This window comes from Macrococcus hajekii, from assembly GCF_004359505.1.
Lineage (GTDB): Bacteria > Bacillota > Bacilli > Staphylococcales > Staphylococcaceae > Macrococcus > Macrococcus hajekii.
On sequence record NZ_SCWE01000001.1, the window covers coordinates 804,067 to 830,484 of the forward strand.

Here is a 26,418-nt window from a genome sequence, read left to right on the forward strand (position 1 = left end):
AATAAATAACTGATTGCAACACGGCTCTTTTTATCATAAAATTAGGAGTGAGCATATTGAGGGAGGTTTATTAAATGGTATTCGACAATTCAGGTATTGAAAACATCGTAGCTGATCAAAATATTATTCAGCATGTCATGAATAAACACGGACTTAATCTTGGTGGACACTGGGATTATGAACGTGTAACTTATGACCTTAAATATCAGATCGAAGAGGGGATTTACTACCTCCGCATTCCAGGTTATGCCGTTGAAGGTGATGTGGGTGCAAGAAATGCAACACTTCAGATGATGGATCCTTACTTAGGAAAACATTATTATCCAACAGGTATCGAATATGGTGAGGATGAATATTTCCCTCCAGCAGTCGTTGAACATTGCAAACGTACAATCATCAGCATCAGCAATGACCTTAAAGAAATTCTTGCTTAAGACGTGGGTGACCACGTCTTTTTTAATATCAATTTGTGAGGTGCTGCTATGTTTAAGAGATTTATGACAAAACGAAACTTAACCATTTTACTGACCATCATCCTGGTCATTTTATTCATTTATTATATTTTACCGATTTCCATTCCTATTGTAGTCGCTATTATTCTGGCACTTGTACTGGAACCAGCCGTCAAGAGATTAGAACAGAAGCTCGGCAGTCGTAAATGGAGTGTTACTGCCTTATATTCAGGTATATTGCTTTTTTTAGTGGTGCTTCTCTATTTAATGATGACACGCTTAACCGAAGCTGTGCTTGAATTTTCCAAGGACCTGCCTTCTAAAGCGGATGCATTGATTGATGCATGGGGCAATATTGAAAACCGGATGAATCAATTGCTGCCTTCAAGCGTCACAGAGACACTGAGCAGTGAAGTTCAGAAGTTCCTGCTCTCTATCCGCGATGCGATTGTCGACATGTTCAATGTTCAGAATATCACGGCTTTTATTTCGATACTGCCGGAGCTGATTATCTCAGGACTCGTCTTTTTAGTAGCACTCTTCTTATTTATGCTTGAAGTGCCACGCATGAAGCAATTTATTAGACAGCATACTTATGAACGGACCTATACGAGAGGCATGCTGATCTGGAGAAGAGTATCAACCTCTGTCTTTGGCATGCTGCGTGCGGCTGTCATTCTGTCCTTCATCACATGGGTATTCACATTTATCGGCCTGCTGTTTATCGTACCTGAGAATGCGCTTGTGCTCAGTCTGATCATCTGCATCGTTGATCTGCTGCCTATTATCGGAGCGACAGGCATCACCATTCCGTGGACACTTTATGAGTTGATTACTGGTGACAACATTACAGCTATCAAGCTTGCGCTGCTGTCGGTATTTCTACTCGTACAGCGTAAAGTTCTGGAACCTAAAATTATGGGTAACGGTGTCGGTCTCAGCCCGCTTGCTACTCTGATATCCATGTATCTAGGCTTGAAATTAATGGGCTTTATCGGCTTCTTTATCGGTCCTATCGTCCTGATGATCATCTTTACTTTTGTGGAGTCAGGTGCCATTAAGACGAACTTCAAAATATAAAAAAATCTCTGACAAAAGTCAGAGATTTTTTATATGCCAAGAATGGCTTTAAAGACAGAAGTTGTTTCTCCGCCTTTATAGAAGACGTATAGCAGCATATATACTGCGACACCGGTGATTGCTGTAAAGAACCAGATGACTGATGTGGTCGGCCCAAACTTACGATGAATATTCAATCGATCATTCAGTCCTGACCAGATCATAATCAGACCGAGTACACCGCCCGTCGTTGCCAGAGTGATATGAAAAATCAGGAAGATGGTGTAGTACAGCTTAATGTCATCAGGTCCACCAAATGATGTATTGCCGATAAAGAGTGTGCGCGAAACATAGATAATGAAAAATGTCAGTGCGCTCGCACCTGCTGCAAGCATCACTTTTTTATGACCTTCATAATTCTTTTTAGCGATTAAATACCAGCCAATTGCTACTAGAATAGCACTGAGCACAATAAAAGATGTACTGATTGTCGGTAAGATTGGTAAGTTCATAAGTTTCTCCTATCTGAATTGATTAAAGTATGCTTGTTCTTTCTGACGTGCTTCTAAACTTCTTTGCGTTGTTGCCTCTTCATCTTTACCTTCTGACCAGCGCCAGTTAAAGAATACATAGAAGAGCATAACTGCAAAGAAAATTTCCTGTAGTACTTTCATAATGACGCCACCTGTCTGCTGATCCTCCAGTGGTGACATATTCGTAAAGTACTGAGGACCTGATATATTAGTGGAATCCATAATACTGTTCAAGGTACCTGCTGGCACACAGAGTGTCATCGCTCCTAACCAGGCCTGTGGATCTGTATAAGTCTTATACATAGGATGCTGAGCAAAAATAATCAGCCCACATGAAGGCGTGAGCAGGACCCCGATCATAAAGATATAGAATAACTTCTGCAGACCAGAAAGCTGTTTACGCTCTATTGCTGTACGGTTGAATACAGGATACCACATCATGACTGCTGCTATAAATAGTAGGATCGTGAACAATGAGTGCAAAGTAGCGCTCTGTTTCAGATAATCCAGCACAAGAGGTAGATGATAAATGCTGAATAAGCCGTTAAAAAAGATAATCGCAAAAACAGGATGAGTCATCGCGTTAAACACAGGTCTGATATAAGGACGTGTGATAATATAATCAATCAGATAACTTGGAATAGCAAAATATAATAATGGCACTACCATTAAATAAAGAACGGCCATCTGCAGCATATGAAAACTAAAAATAATATGACTCAGTAAATCAATCGGACTCCCCTTCGCCAGATACATCAATATCATACTGATAATGAAAAGAATTGTTTCACTTTTCTTTAAAGGGCGATTGCCAGGAATCTCATGACGCCATTTTGTCACTGTCAGAAAATAGACAACTGTTACAAATAGGACGGCGACCATATAAAATGGACTCCAGTTCGCAAAGAAGCCAAATATTGAAACGGAACTTAGATTACCCATAATATCACTCCAAAAATTAAATCTTACCTTAATTATAAAATAATTTATTCACCCGTAACGAAAACAATAACGAACGTTTTATGTCATTTTAAAAAAACACCACTGATGACCATCAGTGGTGTCTATTACTATTTAAGTGGATCGCCTAACCATGTCAGATATAGGGCCATTACAACAAACGAGAGTGCAAGGAAAATACCTGAAATCATGAATAGTTTCGCTACATTATGTCCGTCGTGCTTCATATGCATGAAGTAGAAGAACTGCAGGATAACCTGAATGAATGCGAGCAATACTAGAATAGGAAGTACGATGGCTTTATCAAGTCCTGCTGCAACCATGCCAAAGGCGATGAAAGTCAGGAAGATCATGATGCCAAATGTCGTAACCTGCTGTCTCATTTCAGCTGTACGGTTGCGTTTATCGAATTCAAATTTTGCTTTATTGAAACGTGGCTCAGCATGTGTTGTGTGAACAGCTTGAGTATGCGTTTCAGTCGTTTCAACATCTCTTACTTTGACATGTTCAGTTACGTAGTGTTCATTAGATTTTGTCATTTTAACCTAACACCCCTAACAAGTAGACTACTGTAAAGATGAATACCCAGACAACGTCGATAAAGTGCCAGTATAATGAGAACGTATTGAACTTCGCTGCATTATAGACAGATAATCCACGCTTCATGTTGCGGATAACGAGCAATGTTGCCCAGCCTAAACCGATTAATACGTGCAGACCGTGTGTACCTACTAAGAAGTAGAACGCACTACCAAAAGCACTTGAACGGAATGTATGACCTTGGTGGACATATTCAACAAACTCGTAAATCTCAAGTCCTAAGAAACAGAGACCTAATAGAATCGTCACAATAATCCATGTAATCATTTTTTTGAAATCATAGTTTTTCATATGATACATCGCATATACACTTGTAAGAGACGATGTCAGAAGTAACATCGTCATCACAAATGCAAGTGGTAAATGGAACAGCTGCTGAGCTGTTGCATGATCCTGACTTGGTACATGATCTTTAAGAGCTAAGTAAGTCGCGAATAGTGAAGCGAACAGCGCAGTCTCCCCGCCCAGGAAGATCCAGAAACCAACGAGCTTATTTTTACCTTCAAGCGAAGCAGTTTCAGGGTGACTTGGCCATTTTTCAACTGTCATTTTTTCTTCAACATGTGCCATTATTTCACACCTCTTTCGTACTCAATCAACTCTTCTTTAGTGATGTGGTAGCCATGATCGTCTTTAAGTGAACGAGCAATCATACCACCAATAGTAATTAATAAACCTAAACCAAGAACAAATGGTGCCCATGGTTGAACCGGTAAATCTTTAACTGCATCAATAGCCCATTCTTTGCCATCTGCAAAGTAAAGTGCACCGAATGCTGCAACGAATAATCCCAGAGACTGGATGAAAGGTAGGAATGAATTGTTAGGCATATGAATTTCACCTAAAGATTCAGCCGGTAAGATTTCACCGTTACCTTTTGTTTTTTCTAACCAGAATGCATCTAAGCCACGTACAAGTGGTGTCTGTGCAAAGTTATAGAATGGAACAGGTTGTGGTAATGACCATTCAAGTGTGCGGCCGTCACCCCATGCGTCGCGTCCTACACGTGGACCTTTAACAGTCGTTAAGATGACATTGATCAATGTCACGATAACTGCAACAGCCATGAGTAATGCACCGATTGTAGAGATCAAGTTAAATGTATCGTATCCTTGGCCTGGTAAGTAAGTGAATACACGACGTGGCATACCCATTAAACCAAGGAAATGCTGTAAGAAGAATGTCATGTGGAATCCGATGAAGAAAATCCAGAATGCCAGGTGACCTAATTTTTCACTTAAAATCTTACCGAACATGAGTGGCCAGTAGAAATGAAGTGCTGCAAGTAAAGCGAATACTACTCCACCAACGATAACGTAATGGAAGTGGGCAACGATGAAATAAGAATCGTGGTACTGATAGTCAGCTGGAGCTGATGCCTGCATAACCCCTGTCACACCACCCATAACGAATGATGGAATGAATGCAAGTGCGTACATCATTGGTGTAGTGAATTCTACACTACCACCCCAGATTGTCAGTAACCAGTTAAAGATTTTAATACCTGTTGGCACTGCAATCGCCATTGTTGCAATAGCGAAGATTGCGTTCGCTGTTGGTCCAAGACCTACTGTGAACATGTGGTGAGCCCAAACCATGAAGCCTAAGAAACCGATTAATACAGTTGCGAAGACCATCGCTGAGTAACCGAAAAGACGTTTTCTTGAGAAGGTCGGAATAATTTCAGAGAAAATACCGAAAGCTGGTAATACTAAGATATAAACTTCCGGGTGACCGAAAATCCAGAATAAGTGTTCCCAGATAATTGTGTTACCACCTTGTGAGACAATGAAGAATCCTGTACCGAACATTCTATCGAAAATCAGTAAGAATAAACCGATTGTCAGTGGAGGGAATGCGAAGACGATTAATGCTGAAGCAACAAATGTTGTCCAAGTCATCAGTGGCATACGCATGTAAGTCATACCCGGTGCTCTCATATTGATGATTGTAACCAGGAAGTTGATACCGGCGATTAATGTACCTGCACCTGAAATCTGTAAACCAAGTGCGTAAAAATCAATACCATGTCCAGCAGATGCAAGTGACAGTGATGCATAAGATGTCCAACCTGCATCAGGCGCTCCGCCCATGATCCATGATAAGTTAAGGAAAATCCCACCGAAGAAGAATAACCAGAATCCGAGTGCATTCAGGAATGGGAACGCGACGTCACGCGCCCCAATCTGAAGTGGCACAACTGCATTCATAAATGCGAATAACAACGGCATTGCTGCCAGGAAAATCATTGTAGTACCGTGCATTGTAATGATCTGGTTGAAAAGTCCCGCTGATACGAAATCATTTTCAGGTACAGCCAGCTGAAGACGAATAAACATCGCTTCCAGACCACCCATAGCAAAGAACAGACCACCCATAATCAAGTAAAGAATCGCGATTTTTTTATGGTCAACAGTTGTTAAGTATTCCTTAATTGTTGCACCAAAACCTCTTTTAGCTTGTGTAGACAATTGTGTAACCTCCCTTTAAACTTTAGTTCCCGACTTTACGTTCCATTAAGTATGCTGCAAGTGCATCGATATCGCTATCAGATACTTTATACTGTCCAGTCATTTTATTCCCTGGTTTAACGCTATCAGGATCTTTGATCCATTTTTTTAAGTTTTCTTCATTATGCTCTAATACACCCGCGATACGAGTACGGTCACCAAAAGTTGTTAAGTTAGGACCTTTTGCACCTTTACCTGTTGGTGTAACAGCGTGACAACCGATACATGACTGCTTAAAGACTTTTTCCCCAGCTTTAGCCTGGTCACTTGTTGCCGCTACTGCTTGTTTAGTTCCTTGCATATCTTTAACCCATGTGTCAAAGTCACCTTTATCCATCGCTTTAACTTTGAAATCCATCAATGCGTGAGAAGGACCACATAACTCTGCACATTTACCATAGAATACGTTGTTTGCTTCTTTCGCTTTTTTAGAGTCAAAAATCAGATAGAACTTGTTGATATTCTCAACGTTTGTATCTAATTTACCACCCACAGCTGGAATCCAGAATGAGTGCTTAACATCTGCAGCGTGTAATCTGAAATAAACTTTTGTATCTGTTGGTACCACTAACTCCTGAGAAGTGACTACTTCCTGGTTAGGATATTCAAATTCCCACCAATACTGGTTAGCTGTTACGTTGACGATCATTTCTTTGTTTTTACCTTTTTCATCAACTTTATCCATTGCTTTCGTATCCGCTAACTTAAATGTCAGTGAAACCGTTGGAATCGCTAGAATAAGAAGTAATAAAATTGGAATCGTCGTCCAGATAATCTCAAGCTTGTGATTACCACTGACTTGTTTCGGCACGAAATTTTCGCCGACTTTACCCCGTCTGAATTTAAGGACTGCCATGATGAAAATGACCACAACAACCAGAATAACAACAATCATGATGTATACAGCAAGCATCATCAGATTAAATTGTTCCTGTGCAACCTCCCCCGCAGGACGAAGTGCAGATAAATACGGTTTACCACAGCCCGATAAAGCCATAGCTAGAACAAAAAACAAGCCAAACAATTTAGTGTTCTTTAATTTGCTCATTAAAAATAACCCCTCTTTCACTCATTCATAATTAAATCATTTGAATTAAAGTAACTACAACTATCATAACAAAAAATATCATTAAATAGTTTAAAGAATAAATAAACATTTGCATGGCCCATTTCGCTTCTTTCACTCCAGATCTGAAGCCACTGAGTGCAAGAAGTAACCAGCACACATTAAGTAATGTCGCGAGACTTATAAAGACCGTACCAAGCTCTGGCATTAAAAATGGTGTGGGCAGTAAAATAAGGACCCAGAATAACATACCTAACCGTGTTCTGGAGAAACCTTTAACCGTCGGAAGCATCGGGATATTTGCTAAGCCGTATTCATCCTTACGCTTAATTGCCAGCGCATAGAAATGAGCGGGTTGCCAGGCAAACATGATAATAAATAACATCCATGCCGTCGTAGATAAATGAGGATCGATACAAGCCCAGCCGATAAGCGGCGGCACTGCACCTGGAAAACTTCCTATTATCGTATTTGACACTAAATGACGTTTAGACCAGACAGAATAGAGAATGACATAACCGAATATACCGAGAAAACCGATAAGGCCGGTCGTCATATTGATCGAGAAGAGCAGCGCCTCGCCTAGAACCATCAGTACAAGACTCAGTATCAGCAGCTGACGACTGTTAATCTTACCCGTTACACTTGGCCGGTTCATCTTACTCGGCATCAAGGCGTCAATATCCTGATCGTAAAAATTATTTAATGCACAACTACCACCCATAATCAGAACAGAACCTATCAGCATGGTGATCACTTCAGGCAGACTTCCTAAAAAAGACTGTTCCGTCAGAATAACAGCAAGCCATGCTCCGGCAAATGTCGGAATCAGATTGCCTTGTACAAGCCCCATCTTAACCACAGCTTTGATGTCTTTCACCGTTAACCTGCTATCATCAATGGGAATGATGATATTTTCATTCAGCATTTTCAACCTCCTTTACACAACTGATGCATATAATAACCATAATAAATCAAATCTGACACAAATTCTATATATTTTAGAAATAAAATGATAACATTTTACTGTAAGGCAAGTCGGTCAATATTCACAGAGGTGACACATTTACAGCTCTTAAACATTGTTATACTATATCTTAAGACATCCTGTATGTTATGCATGTCCTTCTACACATTATTTTATCATATATAGCGTGTCAATAGATTGTTAATTTTTAACCGTCAGTAATTATAGAGGTGAATGAGTTGTTAAAAGAGAAAAATTTAAAATGGCTGTCCGTCTTCACGACCATTCTGATGCTGTTTGTTCAGATTGGCGGTGCACTTGTCACAAAGACTGGATCAGCTGATGGCTGCGGTAACAGCTGGCCGCTTTGCCATGGTCAGGTCGTACCGACACAGATTCCAAAGGAAACATTAATCGAACTCGCTCACCGCGGTGTGTCAGGTCTGGCACTAATTTCAGTTACCTGGCTCGTTATTTTAAGCATGAAATATATCGGCTATAAACGCGAGACGAAGTTTCTCTGTTTTATGAGCATTGCCTTTATATTTGCACAAGCTTTAATAGGTGCAGCAGCTGTCATCTGGCAGCAGAATAAATTTATACTTGCCCTGCATTTCGGTATTTCACTGATCAGCTTCAGTGCGGTGTTTCTATTGATGTTACTCATATTTGAGGTCGATCAGAAATTTGATGCTAAAAAAATTGTCATCCATAACAAGCTTCGCTATCACACGGTTGCACTGACCAGTTATATTTACTTCGTTATATATAGCGGTGCACTTGTACGTCACACTAAATCGAGCCTTGCTTGTTCTACGTGGCCGCTCTGTCAGCCTGGTGAGTTTCAGCTGCCTGGTAACTTCTATGAATGGGTACACATGAGTCATCGAACACTTGCGGGTATTCTATTTATCTGGCTGGCTTACATCACATACCATGCCGTTAAAAACTATAGTCAGTACCGCGTCATCAAATATGGTTACAGCATCGCTTTTGTTTTAATTTGTCTGCAGGTCACAACCGGTGCGTTGATTGTCTTTACAGGTCTCAATCTCTACATCGCCTTACTGCATGCACTTTTTATTACATTACTCTTCGGTCTCCTGTGTTACTTCATTTTATTGATATCACGAGCAAAACTGAGACATTAATGAAAATACCCTGTAAAATCGGATTGATTTTACAGGGTATTTTTTATTTTATTTTCATCTGCTTCTTATGCTCCGCTTCCTGTTTAACATGCTTGGAAGCCATGAGCAGCAGACCTACAGCAATAGAGAGACTCAGCATACTTGAACCGCCGTAGCTGAGGAAAGGCAGAGGGACACCTGTCAGTGGAATCAGCCCTGAAACACCGCCTAAGTTGATGAATGACTGAATGCCGATATAACTTGCAACGCCGATACAAATTAAACGATAGAACATCGAAGTTGCCAGTGCTGCATACATAAATCCTTTATAGACGATAAAGAACAGCAGGCTGATGATCACGACTGCACCGATAAGACCGAGTTCCTCTGAAATAACCGCAAAAATAAAGTCCGTATGCGGTTCCGGCAAATATCCCAGTTTCATAATGCCGTTACCGAGACCGCGGCCAAACAATCCCCCATTACCAATAGCCATCAGCGAGTTGGATAGATGATAACCAATGCCGCTTTCATCTTTAAATGGATTCTTCAGCACTTCGAACCGTGCCACCTGATGCGGTGTCAGCAGACTGCCAATCGTCGCCATATTGTAAATAAAGGCGAGACACGCTACACCGACCAGTGCACCTGCTGTCTTAATCATCGTTCCGAACGCAATACCTGAGTAAAGAAGAATGGAGATGATAATCATAAAGATCAGTAAAGCTGACCCCATATCCGGCTGAAGAAGAACGAGCCCTGAACAGAAACCGATTAAAAAAATCGGTGAAAATAGATCTAAACTCATCTGGTCCAGCTGTCTCTTCTTATCATAAATATAAGCAAGGTAGATGATCGTCACAATCTTCAGGAATTCTGATGGCTGGATCATCATGACACCTGTATTCAGCCAGCTTTTAGAGCCGTTCACTTCAGTTCCGAACAGCATCGTGGCCACTAGTAGAAGCAATACAGCAATAATAGAAAACTGCTGTACTCTTTTGTTCTTGATGATATTGATATGCATAAAATACGTCATAAAAAAGACGATACCAAAACTCAGGATGATGGAAAATAACTGCCGCTTATAGAAATAAGTTGAGCTGACAGCTCCAGCACCAGACAGCATTCCTCTCGGTCCACCAATCATACTGGCACTATAAATCATCACAAGACCCATCATGCAGAGGACAATATAAGTGATGAGCAAAGAAAAATCGACATATTTGGAATAATCTTTTATGTATTTAAAAAACTTTCTTAATTGATTCACTGCTTAATCACTCGATTCTAATAAAAAATAGTCTAAAGCTCATGCTCTAGACATTTGTAAACGCATCATGTAACTTGGAAAGTTCCTTTTCCAGACCGGATAACAACGTCTTTCCAAATTCTCTATCAATCAGTCCAAGCTTAGCTGCGAATTCAACTTCCTTACTCAAGCCATACATCTGAGTATCAAGTACTTCTTCGTAGAGCGGACACTGGGGCATCGTTAAATTATCCATCTGCACTTTAATCAACTGCAGAATTTTTTCTGCATCCTGATTAAGCTGGTCATATGCCTTTTGTTTGTAATCCATCGTTTCCATAGACATACACCCCTTTTTCTTCTATACTTTAAAAGTTTATAGTAGCACTCTATAAAAATCAAGCAAAAGTACATGTCAGTGAGCGGCTGTGCTAAAATAATCTAAAAGGAGTGAATCATTTGATTATACAAGTCTTAGGCAATGTAAAGTTTAAAATCACTTTGGATCCATCTACATGGATTTTCGATGACCGTAAAATAACAGTAGAAGAAATGGAAGCTGGAAAGACGACAGGTGTTGAACCTATTTCTTTTAAGGATAATAAAGCCTGGAATCGTGATATCCTTGAAGGTGGAGCTAAACCACCTACATTAAATTCAGAAAAAAAATACAAGAAGCAGCAACTGCTTGAAAGTACCTATGTTATTAATATGGAACCTTTTTTCAACATTACTGAACCTCACGCAGATGCTCAAGTAATCCGACTATCGAACGGAAATGAACACGAAGATATCCGCCTGACAGATGTCAGTAAGCTGTACTTCCAGTTCTCGAAAAATGGCAAACGACTTTATGAGGATGGTATGGTAGATGCATTTCTTTTCGATGGAGACTATAGTCAGCGTATTAAACATGTCAATGCAATAGAGGTTATATAAAGTTGCGGTAGAGGAAAGTGGTATTTAAATCTCTTTTATCTACCACTTTCCACATACTCTCTGTACGCTACACATACTCTGACTCACAAAAACAAAAATAAGCCCGCCTCACTTCTAAAGTGGGGACGGGCTTATTTTTTATTCGTTTTTACGTTCTTTATGAAGACGCAGTCGGTATAATCCGAAGACAATTGCTGCTAGTATCAGACTTTCCCCTACGGGTAGAAAGACTGCCAGGAACGTCAGCAGGATACAACCGAGAAACAGCAGGACATAAATGACGATGTTCTGCCAGAGTTTCAATTTTCGTGCGAATCCTAATTTATAAACGATGACACTTAAGATAAAGATCGCGAATAAAAGCATCCACATGCCTTGCTCAGGATTGGTATCAACCCGGAAGAGCTTGGCAAGAAAGGATAGTCGTTCTGACGGATCTGTGCTGACGCCTTTGCTTAAGCCGAGCATTTTATTCCTCTTCGGCTAAAGATGCAGCTTTTGCTTTTTTCTGTTCACGTTCACGCTGTGCTTTATCAAGTGTTTTCTTTCTGAGACGGATAGACTCAGGTGTCACTTCAAGTAACTCATCATCGTTGATATATTCAAGCGCTTCTTCAAGCGTCATAATTCTTGGTTTTTTCATTGTCGTTGTCTGTTCTTTCGTTGCAGAACGGATATTATTCGCTGCTTTCACTTTTGTAATATTAACTGTTAAGTCATTATCACGTGAGTTTTCGCCGACGATCATCCCTTCATATACTTCTGTACCAGGTTCCATAAAGTTTGTACCACGGTCTTCTAAGGCAAGAATTGCATAAGTACTTGCTACCCCTTTATCCATAGAAACAAGTACACCATTATGGCGACCACCGATACGTCCACGAACGTACGGACGGTATTCATCAAATGTATGGTTTAAGATACCATAACCACGAGTCATAGACATGAACTCTGTACGGTAACCAATTAAACCACGTGCTGGTACGTTGAAGATCAGGCGTGTCTGGCCATTTGACGTACTCATATCAATCATTTCACCTTTACGTGTTCCAAGTGACTCGATGACTGAACCTGTATTTTCTTCAGGTACGTCAATCTGTACGCGTTCGTAAGGCTCATATTTCTTGCCTTCGATTTCTTTGATGATAACTTCTGGTTTAGATACTTGAAGTTCGAAGCCTTCACGACGCATATTCTCAATCAGAATAGACAGGTGAAGTTCTCCGCGTCCTGATACAGTCCATGAGTCAGGACCGACTGATTCAACACGTAATGACACGTCTGTTTCAAGCTGAGATTCTAAACGGTCCTGGATATTACGAGCTGTAACGAATTTACCTTCTTTACCTGCGAATGGTGAATTGTTAACTGAGAACGTCATCTGTAAAGTCGGCTCATCGATACGTAAAACAGGTAATGCTTCCTGATGATCAACAGGTGTAACTGTTTCACCGACGTTGATATCTTCCATACCTGAAACGGCGATCAAATCACCGGGGTATGCTTTTTGGATTTCGACACGTGATAAACCGAAGAAACCAAAGATTTTAGTAACACGGAAGTTTTTAACCGTGCCATCAATTTTAATCAATGAAACTTGCTGACCCATTTCCATCGTGCCTCGGAAGACACGACCGATACCGATACGGCCAACGTATTCGTTATAGTCAAGAAGTGCAGTCTGGAATTGCAGCGGCTCGTCACGGTTATCGATTGGTGCCGGTACATATTCAAGAATTGTTTCGTATAGACACTGCATGTTCTCGTCCTGTTCACTTGCATCAAGACTGGCAGTCCCGTTGATTGCACTTGCGTACACAACTGGGAAATCAAGCTGTTCATCATTCGCATCCAGTTCGATAAATAAATCATATACTTCATCGAGTACTTCTTCTGGGCGTGCTGATGGTTTGTCGATTTTATTAACGACAACAACAGGTTTTAAATTCTGTTCAAGTGCTTTTTTCAGCACGAAACGTGTCTGAGGCATTGTTCCTTCGTATGCATCGACAACAAGAATAACACCATCTACCATTTTCATGATACGTTCTACTTCACCACCGAAATCGGCGTGTCCTGGCGTATCCAGGATATTGATGCGTGTTCCTTTATAATCGATGGCTGTGTTTTTCGCTAAAATAGTAATTCCACGTTCTCTTTCAAGATCGTTGGAATCCATTGCACGTTCTTCAACGTGTTCATTCGCGCGGAAGATACCGGATTGTTTTAATAATTCATCTACTAATGTTGTTTTCCCATGGTCAACGTGGGCGATGATGGCAATGTTACGCACATCTTCTCTGTATTTTGTCATGTTATGTCCCTTTCACATCTACAGTTTATTATGTAACTGTGATATTATAGCATATATCAGAGATTTATACTATATTGCTGAACGAAGGGAATCATATGAAAAAAAGTAAAACTATTTTTATGGTGCTCGCAATCCTTGCTGTACTCTGTATGATCGGCTTCAGTGCAGGTATTGCTGAAAGCAGCTTAATCATCATGCTGCTCAGCGCTGTTCTTTTTATTGCCATCTTCGGTTATGGCTTTACAATGAAGAAAAAATATCGTGAAAATAACTGGCTGTAATTTCTTCTAAAATAAATGCAGATGTGCGCAGATTATGATAAAAGTCCGGTAGTTTATTAAAAACTACAGGACTTTTTTATTATTTTTATCTTTTTCTGCTTTTTGTCAATTGCAGCTGTCTATTGTAAATTATGGAGGAAAGGAAGTGACTGGATGCTGATCAATAAAAGAAGCTACCCTGCCCTCAGTCGTCTGGAAGCATTGCGTCACCGTACTGAACTCAGCGATAACGAAATGCTGCAGCTGAAGCAGCTGACCGATCAGAAATTACTTGAAGACCACTTCGAATCTCTTATGCCTCCCTCTCTGCATCAGACCGTTGATATGATCTGGCACTACACGTATGCAGACTATCATCACGACATCCAGCTGAACGTCATCTTAATAGAAGCTGACACCGTCCATCTATTGAAACTAAATGACTACCGAGGTCTCCATACTATTAACCAGCAAGGGATGCTGACTGAATTTTTCACTCGTAAAGTGAAAGATGATCTGGCACAGCTGATGAGTATCAAGCTAGGTATCGACTATCTACTTGACCGGCGCCTGAACATTGATATGAGATGTGTCTGTCTCGGCAGTGACTTCGAACTGGATATACATTCAAGTCGCCAGCAGATTCTGACTATCCATGACTTAGCTGATTATTTTAAGGGCATGACTGCACCGACAGAAGATTTAGCGGCCTATCTTACATCAGCGCCTGAACCTGTCACACCTGCAAGACTGCACATACAGAACGGACTGCGTTGTCCTCACTGCAACCAGTTATCTGAATTCACTCAGCATCATCACCTGATTCTCTGTCAGAAATGTCGTCAGATTTCTACATTGGACCAGGCCTTTATTGACGCGGCCAGAGAATATCTTTCCCTTTATCCTGACAGCCGGCTGACGAAAGGTATTATGTACAAATGGTGCAATAAAAAAATACCTGCCACTAAAGTTGCTTCTCTTCTGAAGAAACATTTCAGTGCAGCAGGTAAGACGAAAGGCACTTACTATCTGTTAGAAAATGTCCCTTTATGAATGGATTCAAGTGCTGTATGATGTGGCTCGAGATATTGTTCAAGTATCTCCTTATGCAGGCTTGAATTAGCAACTAATATAGAGTTCGAATGCAGCGGATCCAGTTTATCGCCCAGCTGATTGGTCACGACAGCTCCTACTTCCTCTGCAATAATCATACCGCCTGAGAAGTCCCATGGATGAAGACGTAAAGTAATGTAGCTATCAATAATCCCAAGCGCTACATATGCAAAGTCAAGTGCCGCTGAGCCATAACTTCTTGCACTTCGGGCTGTTCTAATAATCGGCGCATACATTTCATACGTATAGTCTTTTGTCAGCCAGTTCGGATTCATTGAAATAATAGAAGTCGCCAGCTGTGTCTCTTTCAGCATCGGTAACGGTCTGTCATTTAAATAAGCACCTTGTCCTGCCTGTGCATGATACATCTTGTCGTCTATCACATCATATACAATCCCGGCATATTTTTCTCCGTTATGGAAAATACCGATAGAAATCGCGAAATTCTGCTGCTGATGCACAAAGTTAAGTGTGCCGTCAATCGGATCAATCACCCATAGATAGCCATCCGTCGATGTGATGGTCTTCCCATGTCCTTCTTCACCGATGATCTGATGGTCAGGATAATGTTTTGTAATCTCTGCAACTAGAAACGCTTCAGTGGCTTTATCCATATTCGTAACTAAGTCATTCGGATTTGATTTCGTCTCTATTACCAGTTCATGTGATAACTGTTCTCTAATTTTTTCTCCCGCAAGTCGCGCAATGGACATTGCGAATTCGTAAATTGACATATGCGTTCCTCCTTGATTTAATTCTATTATACATGAGTCAACTGCCAATAAGAATTAATTGCTCTATGGTACGCTATAGTTAACAGAAGGAGGATTTTTATGTATCATTTTACACAGCAAGATTTTGCAGTCTTTCAAATTGAAGGTCTCGACAACCGAATGACTGCACTTAAGAAGACGACTCGACCAAAACTTGAGCATCTCGGCGAATACTTCAGTGATTTTCTGACTGCTCACACTGACGACACATATTATGCGCATGTCGCCAAACATTTGCGACGTACGACGAATCCACCGCATGATACATGGGTTGCATTTTCAACGAATAAGCGCGGTTATAAGATGCTGCCGCACTTTCAGATTGGTTTGTTCGGCTCACATGTATTTGTCCTTTACGGTGTCATCTATGAATCGCCTGAAAAAGCGCGCGTTGCTGATACATTGTCCAAGAAAAAAGAAACGATTCTTGCGTTCGATGACTTCATTATGAAGCGTGACCATATGAAGGAAGCTAGTGAAACAATTGAATCAGACAGACTGGAAGAAAATATTCAGCGTCTGAAAAATATAAAAAAAGGCGAGCTTCTGTTCGGTAAAATTTATTTTCCTGAGCACCCTGCCCTTAAATCTGATGAATCATTTATAAAAGAAGTAGAAGATACGTTTATGAAATTAATAGAACTCCAGTAAAATAAAAAAGGTTTCTCACGAGAAACCTTTTTTATAGTTGAATAATATAACAGCGATCACTAATAACAGAGGCACTATGACGAGTGGCAGCGAAAGAAGAAGGGCCATTATCAATAGTCCATTAATCCATACCGTGCGGTTAACATTTAGACTGCCGATCATGAGTATGATAATACTTAACAGCCAGACAGTCAGCACATAGACTGCTCGTCTTATCACGCTGACGACTATATCCTCATTAAAAATCAGCAGCATACCTTGTGAATAGGAAATCTGTTCTGACTGAATCATTTCACGTATGCGATGATTCCAGCCACTCATAAATTCAGTGACAAAATGCGTATCAAATGACAGAATCATCATTCTCAGTGGGAAGAGCAGAGCTACTGAGGTAATGATTAAAGCCGCAATGACTAATTTTTTCATTTAAGTTTACAAAAAAAGAGCTTTTCAGCTCTTTTTTAGTCACGATTATTCATGCGATCATTATAATTTTGACGACGCTCTTCAGTTGCATCTACTGTCTTATCAACATATTTAACGCGGTCATCAGTTGAACGGTTATAAGTCACAGTGTCATCATGATCAATCGTACGCTCTTCAGTTACGTGCGGTTCCATATCAGCCGGACGTTCTGCTTTTTCATTTGGTTCATATGTGTAACGTTCACGTTCGATATTTTCGTCGCGGTCCACATATACAGGTTCTGCAGTACGTTCACGGTCGTATGATACTGTGTCGTGGTCGTGGTAGTAGTCTTCATTTTTAATTACTTTATCCTTACGCGCAAACATCAGGATAGCAGCAATCAGGAAGAATAATGGAATCCAGAATAAGATAAATGTTGCAAATAACGGTGCAGTTAAAAGACCTGCTAATAACAACATAATCCCTGACAGAATCCTTTTCTTCATTGTCAGAAGTCCAATCAGACCTAAAATAAGCGGTAATGCTAAGTAAGCAAGTACGCCCCAGGCAAATTTCATCACCCAGCTGACAAACTCAGGTACTGTCATATTGTTCTGAGCCATCATCTCACGAATTTGAGACATCTCCGGATTCTCAGTTAACTGACGTTCCATTTCTTTAGTAAAGTTCGGGTCATTACCTGAAACAAGTAATGAATAAAGTGTAAAACCAATAAGACCTAATAATGATAACCACGCTAGCCAGCCAAAGATTTTTTCAGCAATACGGCTGACTGGTTTAACTGTCTGTGTGTACTCTCTTCTCGCCATAGTTTCATCTCCTTAAATTTATTTACTAATCAATTACCCTAATCAATTAGTGTTAATCATATTATTTAAGGCTCATCTTGAATCTGAGGAAGCGTTCATTATATTCGGCAATCTTCTCAGGTCCCAGATCTTCATATACTTCAAGCTTAGAACGTACTGCAGAATCCGGATAGAAGCGTTCATCTTCACGTGTCTCTTTATCAAGCAGTGCATAACTCGCCTTATTAGGCGTCGCATAGCCGACCCATTCAGTGTTCTGCTTACCATTCTCTGCATCGAGCAGGAAGTTGATGAATTGGTGTGCGCCTTCAACGTTCTGCGCGGTCTTAGGGATAACAATATTATCGAACCAGAGATTAGAACCTTCCTCTGGTACTACGAAGTCCAGATTCTCATTCTCCGTCATAATATCTGCACCCATGCCGCTCCAGACCACTGCCACATTTGCTTCCTTCTGAACCATCATCGTATTGATTTCATCGCCGACGACTCCCCTGACGTTCGGTGCCATCTTCTTCAGTTTTGCTTCAGCAGCAGCGAGCTTTTCCGAATCTTTTGAGTTCAATGAATGACCCATACTGTTGAGCGACAGACCCATCCCTTCACGTGCACCGTCGACTATCAGCACATCGTTTTTCAGTCGTTTATCCCACAGACTGTCCCACGATGAGAAATCAATGCCTTTTGTTGCCTCCGGGTTAAAGAGAATACCTACTGTGCCCCAGAAATATGGAATTGAGTATTGATTACCGGAATCAAAATCCTTATCAAGAAAGTCCGAGTCGATATTCTTTAAGTTCGGTAATTTATCATGGTCAATCGGAATCAGCAGCTGTTCTTTTTTCAGCTTCTGAATCGCATACTCACTCGGCACAGCGATATCATAATGTGTGCCTCCATTTTTAATTTTAGCCAGCATGGATTCATTGGAATCAAATGTTTCATAGATGACACGTATGCCTGTTTCTTTTTCAAACTTTTTCAGCAGATCTGGATCAATGTATTCCCCCCAGTTATAAACATAGAGGACATTCCCTTTGCCCGCTTCGGGCGGTGGATCGATAAAGCGTGTTGATACGAGAAGCAGCACTGCAATGAGCAGAGATACACCTACTAATTGTAATAATCTTCTCATCGTACTGCTCCTCTCCGTTTATTTTCTCTCTTATTCGTCATGAAGTAGTAGACAGCGATAATCAGCATCACCACTAAGAAAAGAAGTGTTGATATTGCATTGATCTCCATCGAGATACCTTTACGTGCCATCGAATAGATTTCAACAGATAAGACACTGAAACCATTTCCTGTTACGAAAAAGCTGACAGTGAAATCATCCAGTGAATAAGTCAGTGCCATAAAGAAACCTGCGATGGCGCCTGGCATCAGCTGCGGGATGACAACTCTTGATAACGTCTGGTAAGTTGAGGCACCTAAATCTGTCGCTGCGTTAATCAGCGATTCATTCATATCATAGAGCTTCGGCAGCACCATCAGTACAACGATCGGCACACAGAATGCAATATGCGAAATCAGAACAGACCAGAAACCAAGTCCCATACCTGTGTAATGTCCCACGATTGTAAATAAAATCAGGAATGATGACCCGATGACGACATCGGAACTGACCATCAGAATATTGTTCAAAGTCAGCAAACCGATTTTCAGCTGCTTGTTACGCATATAATGTATAGCAAGCGCACCGAATACACCGATCAATGTAGAAATACTGGCGGCAATCAGAGCCACAGCAATCGTGTTCATAATGATGACCATCAGCCGCTTATTTTCGAATACAGCTTTGTAATGGTCAAGCGTAAAACCTTCGAAATGATTCATATTGCCGGCTGAATTAAAGGAATAGATCATCAGGAAGAGAATCGGAAAATAAAGGATCAACATCGTAATCGCCAGAACAATTTTAGATTGTAATCTCATCGATTTCTACCCTCACTTTCACTTTCTTTCGTCAGAATCATAACAAGGGCCATCGCCAGAATCAGGAAGACCGCAATAGTGGAACCCATGCCGTAATTCTGCGTCACCAGGAACTGCTCCTCAATAGCTGTCCCTAAATTGACTACCTTATTACCTGCTATCAGACGTGTAATCATAAACAGACTGAGCGCCGGGATGAATGTAATCTGAATACCTGTCTTTACCCCTTCCCATGATAGCGGCATAATGACTTTTCTGAATGTCGTCCATCTATCAGCACCGAGGTCACGGGATGCCTGCAGAAGATTCTCAGGTATCGCATCCATACTGTTGAAAATCGGCAGAATCATAAATGGAATATAAATATAGATGGAGACGATAATAAAGGCAGTGCTCGTAAATAACAGCTGCGCGTTCGGCAAGTGCATAAAGGATAGAATGTCATTAACCGTCCCCTCCTTGCTGAGTATGCCGATAAAGGCATATGTCTTCAGCAGCAGGTTGATCCACGTCGGTAAAATAATCAGCAGCAGCCAGAACTGCTTATTGCGTGTATTGCGAATGGCAAGTGCCACCGGATAAGCAATCAGCAGACAGAACAGCGTAATAATAAAGGCATAAATAAAAGACGTCAATGTCATCTGCAGATATGTCACCGAGAAGAAATGGCGGTAGTTGCTGAGCGTAAACTTCCCTTCAATATCGAGGAAACTTGAATAGAAGATCAGCACAAGCGGCAACAGGATAAAAAAGATAATCCATATCAGATAAGGAATCAGAAAATATTTTTTTGCCTGTCTCATTGCTGTACCTCATACGACTCAATACGCGCGTCAAATTCGTCTTCTGTCTCTCCTGGCAGCATAATATGGATCGCTTCCTCACTGAATGTAAGGCCGACTACTTCACCGACAACAGCAGGTACTGTTGAATGACAGATCCATTCATTGCCTTCCCCATCATACAGACAGATTTCATAATGGACACCGCGGAACAGCTGAGAGTCTACTCGTGCCTGTAGTTTACCTGCTTCAGCGGAAGTGACTGCTAAATCTTCTGGTCTGATCATGACATCGACTTCTGCATTCGGTTTGAATCCTTTATCGACACACGCGTATTCCTTACCGTAGATTTCAACGACATAATCACGTACCATACGACCGGGTACAATATTGGACTCACCGATAAAGTCCGCAACGTAACGATTGACCGGTTCATCGTATATATCATGGGGTGTACCGCTCTGCTCGATATATCCATCACGCATGACGAAGATATAGTCACTCATCGCGAGCGCTTCTTCCTGGTCATGAGTGACAAAGATAAAGGTGATGCCGAGCCGCTGCTGCAGTTCACGCAGTTCGTACTGCATCTCTGTACGCAGCTTCAGATCCAGTGCACTGAGCGGCTCATCCAGCAAAATAACTTCCGGTTCATTGACAACAGCGCGAGCGATAGCGACACGCTGACGCTGTCCACCACTCATCTCAGAAATACGTCGCTTCTCATAACCTTCAAGTTTTACAAGCTTCAGCGCATCGAGTACTTTGGAGCGAATCGTTGCTTTATCCAGCTTCTTAATATGCAGACCAAATGCTACATTCTCAAAGACATCCAGATGCGGAAACAGTGCATAGTCCTGGAAAACAGTATTGACCTGTCTTTTATTGGCTGGCACTTCGTTAATGCGCCGGCCCTCAAAATAAATTTCTCCTGCTGTCGGGCTTTCAAAACCTGCGATCAGCCGAAGAATCGTTGTCTTCCCGCATCCTGACGGGCCAAGTAATGTGTAGAATTTTCCCTGCTCAATTTCGAAGTTGATATCTTTCAGCACGGGATTATCATCATATACTTTTGATACATTATTAAATGCTATAAATTTATCCATATAGTCCTCCTATAAATACGATTCCGTAGCTACAATCAATATTTTTGCTTCATGCTGCTGTCTGTTGAAGAGCTGATGCGATTCATTCGCTTTGAAATAAAAACATTCATACTGTTCAGCCTGATATTCTTTACGGCCTATTTTAATAGAAGCCTGCCCTTCAAGTACATACATAAAACTCTCCGATAAAGAAGGCTCAAATTTCTTATATTCAGCGCCCGGTTTCAACGTAATGATAACCGGCTCCATATCATAATCATTGGAGTGCGGCACAAGCCAGTTGATCAAGTAGCCGTTATCATACTCATCGTAAAGTGTCTGCTCTGATAACGGGTAATGAATCTGCTGCTGGTATGATTTCTCATTAAAGAAATCGGCCGGCTTTACGCCCAGTACTTCAAGAATATTAAAAAAAGTCTCCATAGACGGAGAACTTAAATTTCGCTCCAGCTGTGAAATATAGCCTTTGGATAAGTCAGTTCGTTCACCGAGTTCTTCCTGAGTCAGATTCTTCTGACGGCGTAAATCTTTGATCTTTTTTCCGATGTCCATGACTAACCCCCTTCTGTTTATAAATAATAAACAAATTGTTTAATAGCAATACTTACAATTTAACAAAAATAAGTAAAGTAAACAATACGAAGGGGGAAATTCACTATAATTTTTCCATTGAAATAGCCTGACTTTTTCCTGCTGTCAGCTGTTCTTTCATCTTCTTGATAACCGGATAACCATCATAACCTGACACCTTCTTAAAATCCTTATAAATATTATTCTCTTCTGCCTTACCAGGGCAAACCTGCTTAAAGCGGTCATACTTCTGTTTCAATTCATCTGTATCAATTTTGCTTTCATAACTTTTTTCGATAGCTGCAAGAAAATCTACGACAGCGACCATCTCATCAGGTGTCCAGCTTAAATCGAGCGGATAACTATATTCCATCTTAACCTCCATAAAAAAACGCTATTCTATAATAAGAATAGCGTTTTTGATTATTATTGAAAAGTATTACATTGTGTGGATAGGGTGACCTAATGCAACTTCCGCTGCTTCCATTGAGATCTCACCTAATGTTGGGTGAGCGTGGATAGTCATCGCCATATCTTCAGCTGTCATACCTGTTTCAATTGCAAGACCAAGTTCTGCAATGATGTCAGATGCACCAGAGCCGGCAACTTGAGCACCGATTAATAATCCATCTTCTTCAAGAGAGATTAATTTAACGAAACCTTCAGATGCATTGATTGATAATGCACGGCCGTTAGCTGCGAATGGGAATTTAGAAGCTTTATATTTAAGTCCTTCTTCTTTCGCCATTGCTTCAGTGTAACCTACTGTTGCAAGTTCAGGCTCAGTGAAACATACAGCCGGGATACCTAAGTAATCCACTTCTGATTTTTCGCCGGCAATCGCTTCAGCAGCAATTTTAGCTTCATAAGATGCTTTATGAGCAAGTGGTGGTCCAGCAACGATATCACCGATAGCAAAAATATTGTCTACTGAAGAGCGACCTTGTTTGTCTACTTCAACTAATCCGCGATCAGTTAATTTAACGCCAAGTTCTTCAAGACCGATATCATTTGTATTTGGACGACGACCTACTGTAACTAAGCAGTAATCAGCTTCAACAGTTTTAGTTTCGCCTTTAGATTCGTAAGTCACTGTCACGCCGTTTTCAGTTTCCTCAGCAGATTTAGCCATTGCTTCAGTAACGATTTCAACGCCTTTAGCTTTTAAGCCTTTTTTAACGATTTGAGTCATTTGTTTTTCGAAGCCGCCTAAGATATCTTTAGTGCCTTCTAAAATAGTGACTTCTGTACCGAAGTTAGCATATGCAGTACCTAATTCAGAACCGATATAACCGCCACCGACAACGATTAATTTTTTAGGAACTTCTGGTAAAGCAAGAGCGCCAGTTGAATCGATGACACGTTTACCAAATTTGAAGTTAGGAATTTCAATCGGACGAGAACCTGTTGCGATAATCGCGTTTTTGAATGTGTAAGTTTGTGATGCTTTATCAGTCATTACTTTTAAGTTGTTTGCATCAACGAAGTAAGCTTCACCTTCAGCAATTTCAACTTTACGACCTTTAAGTAAAGAACCCACACCGCCTGTTAATTTGTTAACAACACTGTTTTTGAATTCTTGTACTTTTGAGAAGTCAACTTTAACACCTTCAGCAGTGATACCCATATCTTCTGAATGTTTAGCCACTTCATAACGGTGAGATGCTGCAAGTAATGCTTTTGATGGGATACAGCCGACGTTAAGACATACGCCGCCAAGAGCCCCTTTCTCAACGATTGTTACTTTTTGTCCCAGTTGTGCTGCACGGATTGCTGCAACATAACCTCCAGGACCTGCGCCAATTACAATAGTGTCTGTTTCAATAGGAAAATCTCCAACTACCATTTTTTACCCCTCCATTAATAATAATTCTGGATTATTTAATAAACGTTTGATGTGGTTCATAGCTGCTTGTCCAGTTGCGCCGTCGATTTGACGGTGGTCAAAGCTGAGTGATAATGCTAAGACTGGAGCTGCGATAATTTCGCCATCTTTAACAATCGGTTTCTGAGCGATACGGCCGATACCTAAGATTGCAACTTCTGGGTGGTTGATAACTGGTGTGAACCATTGTCCGCCGGCAGAACCGATGTTACTGATTGTACATGAAGCACCTTTCATTTCAGCAGGTGCCAGTTTACCGTCACGTGCTTTTACAGCTAACTCATTGATTTCATCAGAGATGCTGAAGATTGATTTACGGTCAGCATTTTTAACAACAGGTACGAGTAATCCACGTTCTGTATCCGCTGCGATACCGATGTTGTAGTAATGTTTATGAACGACTTCTTCAGTGACATCATCAAGTGAAGTGTTAAGCGCTGGGTATGCTTTAAGTGCTGATACTAATGCTTTAACAACGTATGGTAAGAATGTTAATTTAGTCCCTTGTTCAGCTGCCACTTCTTTGAATTTTTTACGGTGATCCCATAATGCCTGAACTTCCACTTCATCCATTAATGTTACGTGTGGTGCAGTGTGTTTAGAGTTAACCATCGCTTTAGCGATTGCTTTACGCATTGCAGGAATTTTTTCGCGTGTTTCTGGGAAGTCGCCTTCTGGTGCTGCCACTGGTTGTGCATTAGATGCTGCACTTTCTGTAGCTGCCTGAGCTGGAGCTTCTGCAACTTCTGTAGTTGCTTGAGCTTGGCCACCATTTTTGTATGCTTCGATATCTTCTCTTAAGACGCGACCATTTTTACCTGTACCTTGAACGGCTTTGATGTTAACGCCTTGTTCTCGAGCGAATTTACGCACTGATGGCATTGCGATGACACGACGATTTTCGTCAACTTCAGCGTCAGATGCTGCTTCATTTGCTGCTGCAACTGGTGCTTCTGTTTTAGCTTCTTCTTGTTTAGGTTCTTCTTGTGCTGCTTCTTCACCGTGTGAATCTGAAGCCGGTGCATCAGGAGAATCGATTTTAATGATAACGTCACCAAGATTGGCTACCGTACCTTCTTCAACTACGACTTCTTCAACCGTACCTGATACTGGAGATGGAATCTCAACTACTGATTTATCATTTTGTACTTCACATAAAATATCATCTTCATTCACTGTATCGCCAGCTTTGAAAAACCACTTAACGATTTCACCTTCGAAAATACCTTCACCAAGCGCCGGTAATTTAAATTCAAATGCCACTATAAGTTCCTCCTAGATTATCTATATTAGTGAATCAGTGAAAGGTGCTTTCTGCACCTCTCATGTCATCATCAATTTTTATTAAAATTCTAAAGTACGTTTCGCTGCTTCAATGATACCGTCTTTATTAGGTAACCATACATTCTCAGCTTGAGTGAATGGATAAGCAGTATCAGCTGCAGATACACGAGCGATCGGTGCTTCTAAGCTAAGAACAGCGCGTTCTGAAATTTCAGATACAACGTTCGCGCCTACGCCTGCTTGTTTTTGAGCTTCCTGAACAACTACAACACGTCCCGTTTTTTCAACAGAAGCGATGATTGTCTCGATATCAAGCGGTTGAACTGTACGTAGGTCAATCACCTCTACAGAGTGACCGTCTTTTGCAAGTTCTTCAGCTGCTTTAACTGATTCCTGTACCATTGCACCATAAGTGATGATTGAAAGATCAGTACCTTCTTGAACCACTGCTGCTTTACCGATTTCTACTGTGTAGTCCTCTTCAGGTACTTCAGCACGGAATGAACGGTATAACTTCATGTGCTCTAAGTAAACAACTGGATCGTTGTCACGGATGGCTGAGATTAAAAGACCTTTAGCATCATATGGATTTGACGGGATAACCACTTTGACACCTGGTGTCTGAGCCATCAGACCTTCTAAGTTATCTGCGTGAAGTTCTGGTGTATGTACACCACCACCGAACGGTGAACGGATAACAACCGGCGCAGACTTAGTGCCACCTGAACGGAAGTTCTGGCGAGCAAGCTGTGCAGCGATTGAGTCAAATACTTCGAACACGAATCCGAAGAACTGAATTTCCATAACTGGACGGAAGCCCGTTAATGATAAACCAACTGCTAAACCACCGATACCTGATTCTGCAAGCGGCGTATCGAATACACGGTCTTCACCGAATTCTTTTTGAAGTCCTTCAGTCGCACGGAATACACCACCGTTGACACCGACGTCTTCGCCAAATACTAAGACATTCTCGTCATTTTTAAGTTCTGTTTGAAGTGCATTTGTTATTGCTTGAATCATCGTCATTTGTGCCATG

At 41.0% G+C, this 26,418-nt stretch carries 30 protein-coding genes; 7 read left to right on the plus strand and 23 right to left on the minus strand.

Features of this window, described 5'->3' with window-relative positions; genetic code table 11:
- The first annotated feature begins 74 nt into the window (after window positions 1-74).
- Together ERX37_RS04230 and ytvI are read left to right on the plus strand one after the other, a co-directional pair.
- A complete protein-coding gene (locus tag ERX37_RS04230) occupies window positions 75-434 on the plus strand; it encodes a YugN family protein (RefSeq protein WP_133429394.1) in 360 nt (119 codons plus the stop codon).
- A gap of 48 nt (window positions 435-482) precedes the next feature.
- Window positions 483-1,532: a sporulation integral membrane protein YtvI gene (gene ytvI, locus ERX37_RS04235; RefSeq protein WP_133429395.1), complete on the plus strand. Its 1,050-nt coding sequence runs from the start codon at window positions 483-485 to the stop codon at window positions 1,530-1,532.
- Window positions 1,533-1,561: 29 nt separating this feature from the next.
- Here the strand turns inward: ytvI and ERX37_RS04240 are convergent, their stop codons facing one another.
- The 7 genes from ERX37_RS04240 to cyoE form a co-directional block, all read right to left on the minus strand.
- Window positions 1,562-2,023, minus strand: a complete 462-nt coding sequence (locus tag ERX37_RS04240; RefSeq protein ID WP_133429396.1) for a DUF420 domain-containing protein — start codon at window positions 2,021-2,023, stop codon at window positions 1,562-1,564.
- Window positions 2,024-2,032: 9 nt separating this feature from the next.
- Window positions 2,033-2,986: a cytochrome c oxidase assembly factor CtaG gene (gene ctaG / locus ERX37_RS04245; RefSeq protein ID WP_133429397.1), complete on the minus strand. Its 954-nt coding sequence runs from the start codon at window positions 2,984-2,986 to the stop codon at window positions 2,033-2,035.
- A 128-nt stretch (window positions 2,987-3,114) separates the two neighbouring features.
- On the minus strand, window positions 3,115-3,543 hold the full coding sequence (locus ERX37_RS04250; RefSeq protein WP_133429398.1) for a cytochrome C oxidase subunit IV family protein: 429 nt from the start codon (window positions 3,541-3,543) through the stop codon (window positions 3,115-3,117).
- A gap of 1 nt (window position 3,544) precedes the next feature.
- On the minus strand, window positions 3,545-4,174 hold the full coding sequence (locus ERX37_RS04255; RefSeq protein WP_133429399.1) for a cytochrome (ubi)quinol oxidase subunit III: 630 nt from the start codon (window positions 4,172-4,174) through the stop codon (window positions 3,545-3,547).
- Complete coding sequence (gene ctaD / locus ERX37_RS04260) at window positions 4,174-6,075, minus strand: cytochrome c oxidase subunit I (RefSeq protein WP_133429400.1); 1,902 nt, start codon at window positions 6,073-6,075, stop codon at window positions 4,174-4,176. Before ctaD ends, ERX37_RS04255 begins: the two co-directional genes overlap by 1 nt.
- A 22-nt stretch (window positions 6,076-6,097) precedes the next feature.
- The gene (gene coxB / locus ERX37_RS04265) at window positions 6,098-7,162 is read right to left on the minus strand and encodes a cytochrome c oxidase subunit II (protein ID WP_133429401.1); all 1,065 of its coding nucleotides are present in this window, start codon (window positions 7,160-7,162) and stop codon (window positions 6,098-6,100) included.
- A gap of 31 nt (window positions 7,163-7,193) precedes the next feature.
- Complete coding sequence (gene cyoE, locus ERX37_RS04270; protein ID WP_133429402.1) at window positions 7,194-8,108, minus strand: heme o synthase; 915 nt, start codon at window positions 8,106-8,108, stop codon at window positions 7,194-7,196.
- 278 nt (window positions 8,109-8,386) lie between these two features.
- On the opposite strand from cyoE, the gene ERX37_RS04275 reads away from it, so the two are divergent.
- A complete protein-coding gene (locus tag ERX37_RS04275; RefSeq protein ID WP_133429673.1) occupies window positions 8,387-9,298 on the plus strand; it encodes a COX15/CtaA family protein in 912 nt (303 codons plus the stop codon).
- Window positions 9,299-9,341: 43 nt separating this feature from the next.
- Here the strand turns inward: ERX37_RS04275 and ERX37_RS04280 are convergent, their stop codons facing one another.
- Together ERX37_RS04280 and ERX37_RS04285 are read right to left on the minus strand one after the other, a co-directional pair.
- A complete protein-coding gene (locus ERX37_RS04280; RefSeq protein WP_133429403.1) occupies window positions 9,342-10,550 on the minus strand; it encodes an FtsW/RodA/SpoVE family cell cycle protein in 1,209 nt (402 codons plus the stop codon).
- A gap of 46 nt (window positions 10,551-10,596) precedes the next feature.
- Window positions 10,597-10,869, minus strand: coding sequence for an Fpa/YlaN family protein (locus tag ERX37_RS04285; RefSeq protein ID WP_229713070.1), 273 nt, complete (start codon window positions 10,867-10,869; stop codon window positions 10,597-10,599).
- Window positions 10,870-10,991: 122 nt separating this feature from the next.
- On the opposite strand from ERX37_RS04285, the gene ERX37_RS04290 reads away from it, so the two are divergent.
- A complete protein-coding gene (locus ERX37_RS04290) occupies window positions 10,992-11,468 on the plus strand; it encodes a hypothetical protein (protein WP_133429675.1) in 477 nt (158 codons plus the stop codon).
- 138 nt (window positions 11,469-11,606) lie between these two features.
- On the opposite strand, the gene ERX37_RS04295 is transcribed toward ERX37_RS04290, so the two are convergent.
- Window positions 11,607-11,936 (minus strand): YlaH-like family protein, encoded by a 330-nt coding sequence (locus ERX37_RS04295; RefSeq protein WP_133429404.1) that lies wholly within the window; start codon window positions 11,934-11,936, stop codon window positions 11,607-11,609.
- A 1-nt stretch (window position 11,937) separates the two neighbouring features.
- Window positions 11,938-13,782, minus strand: a complete 1,845-nt coding sequence (gene typA, locus ERX37_RS04300) for a translational GTPase TypA (RefSeq protein WP_133429405.1) — start codon at window positions 13,780-13,782, stop codon at window positions 11,938-11,940.
- Between the two features lie 95 nt (window positions 13,783-13,877).
- Between typA and ERX37_RS04305 the strand changes: the two genes are divergently transcribed.
- Both ERX37_RS04305 and ERX37_RS04310 read left to right on the plus strand, forming a co-directional pair.
- Complete coding sequence (locus tag ERX37_RS04305) at window positions 13,878-14,063, plus strand: DUF5325 family protein (RefSeq protein WP_133429406.1); 186 nt, start codon at window positions 13,878-13,880, stop codon at window positions 14,061-14,063.
- Window positions 14,064-14,216: 153 nt separating this feature from the next.
- The gene (locus ERX37_RS04310; RefSeq protein ID WP_133429407.1) at window positions 14,217-15,095 is read left to right on the plus strand and encodes a hypothetical protein; all 879 of its coding nucleotides are present in this window, start codon (window positions 14,217-14,219) and stop codon (window positions 15,093-15,095) included.
- Here the strand turns inward: ERX37_RS04310 and ERX37_RS04315 are convergent.
- Window positions 15,068-15,889, minus strand: a complete 822-nt coding sequence (locus ERX37_RS04315) for an inositol monophosphatase family protein (RefSeq protein WP_133429408.1) — start codon at window positions 15,887-15,889, stop codon at window positions 15,068-15,070. The genes ERX37_RS04310 and ERX37_RS04315 overlap by 28 nt on opposite strands.
- 99 nt (window positions 15,890-15,988) lie before the next feature.
- On the opposite strand from ERX37_RS04315, the gene ERX37_RS04320 reads away from it, so the two are divergent.
- Window positions 15,989-16,579, plus strand: a complete 591-nt coding sequence (locus tag ERX37_RS04320; protein WP_373282923.1) for a YktB family protein — start codon at window positions 15,989-15,991, stop codon at window positions 16,577-16,579.
- A gap of 15 nt (window positions 16,580-16,594) precedes the next feature.
- Here ERX37_RS04320 and ERX37_RS04325 read toward each other — a convergent pair whose 3' ends face one another.
- The 11 genes from ERX37_RS04325 to ERX37_RS04375 all read right to left on the minus strand — a co-directional run bounded on the left by ERX37_RS04325 (window position 16,595) and on the right by ERX37_RS04375 (window position 26,417).
- Window positions 16,595-17,005, minus strand: a complete 411-nt coding sequence (locus tag ERX37_RS04325) for a hypothetical protein (RefSeq protein WP_133429410.1) — start codon at window positions 17,003-17,005, stop codon at window positions 16,595-16,597.
- A 35-nt stretch (window positions 17,006-17,040) separates the two neighbouring features.
- Window positions 17,041-17,817, minus strand: coding sequence for a DUF4064 domain-containing protein (locus ERX37_RS04330; protein WP_133429411.1), 777 nt, complete (start codon window positions 17,815-17,817; stop codon window positions 17,041-17,043).
- A 61-nt stretch (window positions 17,818-17,878) separates the two neighbouring features.
- Window positions 17,879-18,952 carry an ABC transporter substrate-binding protein gene (locus ERX37_RS04335; RefSeq protein ID WP_133429412.1) on the minus strand — a complete coding sequence of 358 codons (1,074 nt, stop codon included), beginning with the start codon at window positions 18,950-18,952 and terminating at the stop codon, window positions 17,879-17,881.
- Window positions 18,949-19,752, minus strand: coding sequence for an ABC transporter permease (locus ERX37_RS04340; protein ID WP_133429413.1), 804 nt, complete (start codon window positions 19,750-19,752; stop codon window positions 18,949-18,951). Before ERX37_RS04340 ends, ERX37_RS04335 begins: the two co-directional genes overlap by 4 nt.
- Window positions 19,749-20,555 (minus strand): ABC transporter permease, encoded by an 807-nt coding sequence (locus ERX37_RS04345; protein WP_133429414.1) that lies wholly within the window; start codon window positions 20,553-20,555, stop codon window positions 19,749-19,751. Before ERX37_RS04345 ends, ERX37_RS04340 begins: the two co-directional genes overlap by 4 nt.
- Window positions 20,552-21,640, minus strand: coding sequence for an ABC transporter ATP-binding protein (locus ERX37_RS04350; protein WP_133429415.1), 1,089 nt, complete (start codon window positions 21,638-21,640; stop codon window positions 20,552-20,554). Before ERX37_RS04350 ends, ERX37_RS04345 begins: the two co-directional genes overlap by 4 nt.
- A gap of 9 nt (window positions 21,641-21,649) precedes the next feature.
- Window positions 21,650-22,192 carry a helix-turn-helix domain-containing protein gene (locus tag ERX37_RS04355; protein WP_133429416.1) on the minus strand — a complete coding sequence of 181 codons (543 nt, stop codon included), beginning with the start codon at window positions 22,190-22,192 and terminating at the stop codon, window positions 21,650-21,652.
- 103 nt (window positions 22,193-22,295) lie between these two features.
- Window positions 22,296-22,583 (minus strand): UPF0223 family protein, encoded by a 288-nt coding sequence (locus ERX37_RS04360; RefSeq protein WP_133429417.1) that lies wholly within the window; start codon window positions 22,581-22,583, stop codon window positions 22,296-22,298.
- Window positions 22,584-22,649: 66 nt separating this feature from the next.
- A complete protein-coding gene (gene lpdA, locus ERX37_RS04365) occupies window positions 22,650-24,056 on the minus strand; it encodes a dihydrolipoyl dehydrogenase (RefSeq protein ID WP_133429418.1) in 1,407 nt (468 codons plus the stop codon).
- Window positions 24,057-24,059: 3 nt separating this feature from the next.
- Window positions 24,060-25,358, minus strand: a complete 1,299-nt coding sequence (locus ERX37_RS04370) for a dihydrolipoamide acetyltransferase family protein (protein ID WP_133429419.1) — start codon at window positions 25,356-25,358, stop codon at window positions 24,060-24,062.
- 81 nt (window positions 25,359-25,439) lie between these two features.
- Entirely contained in the window at window positions 25,440-26,417 is a 978-nt protein-coding gene (locus tag ERX37_RS04375) for an alpha-ketoacid dehydrogenase subunit beta (protein ID WP_133429420.1), read from the minus strand.
- Window position 26,418: the final 1 nt, after the last annotated feature.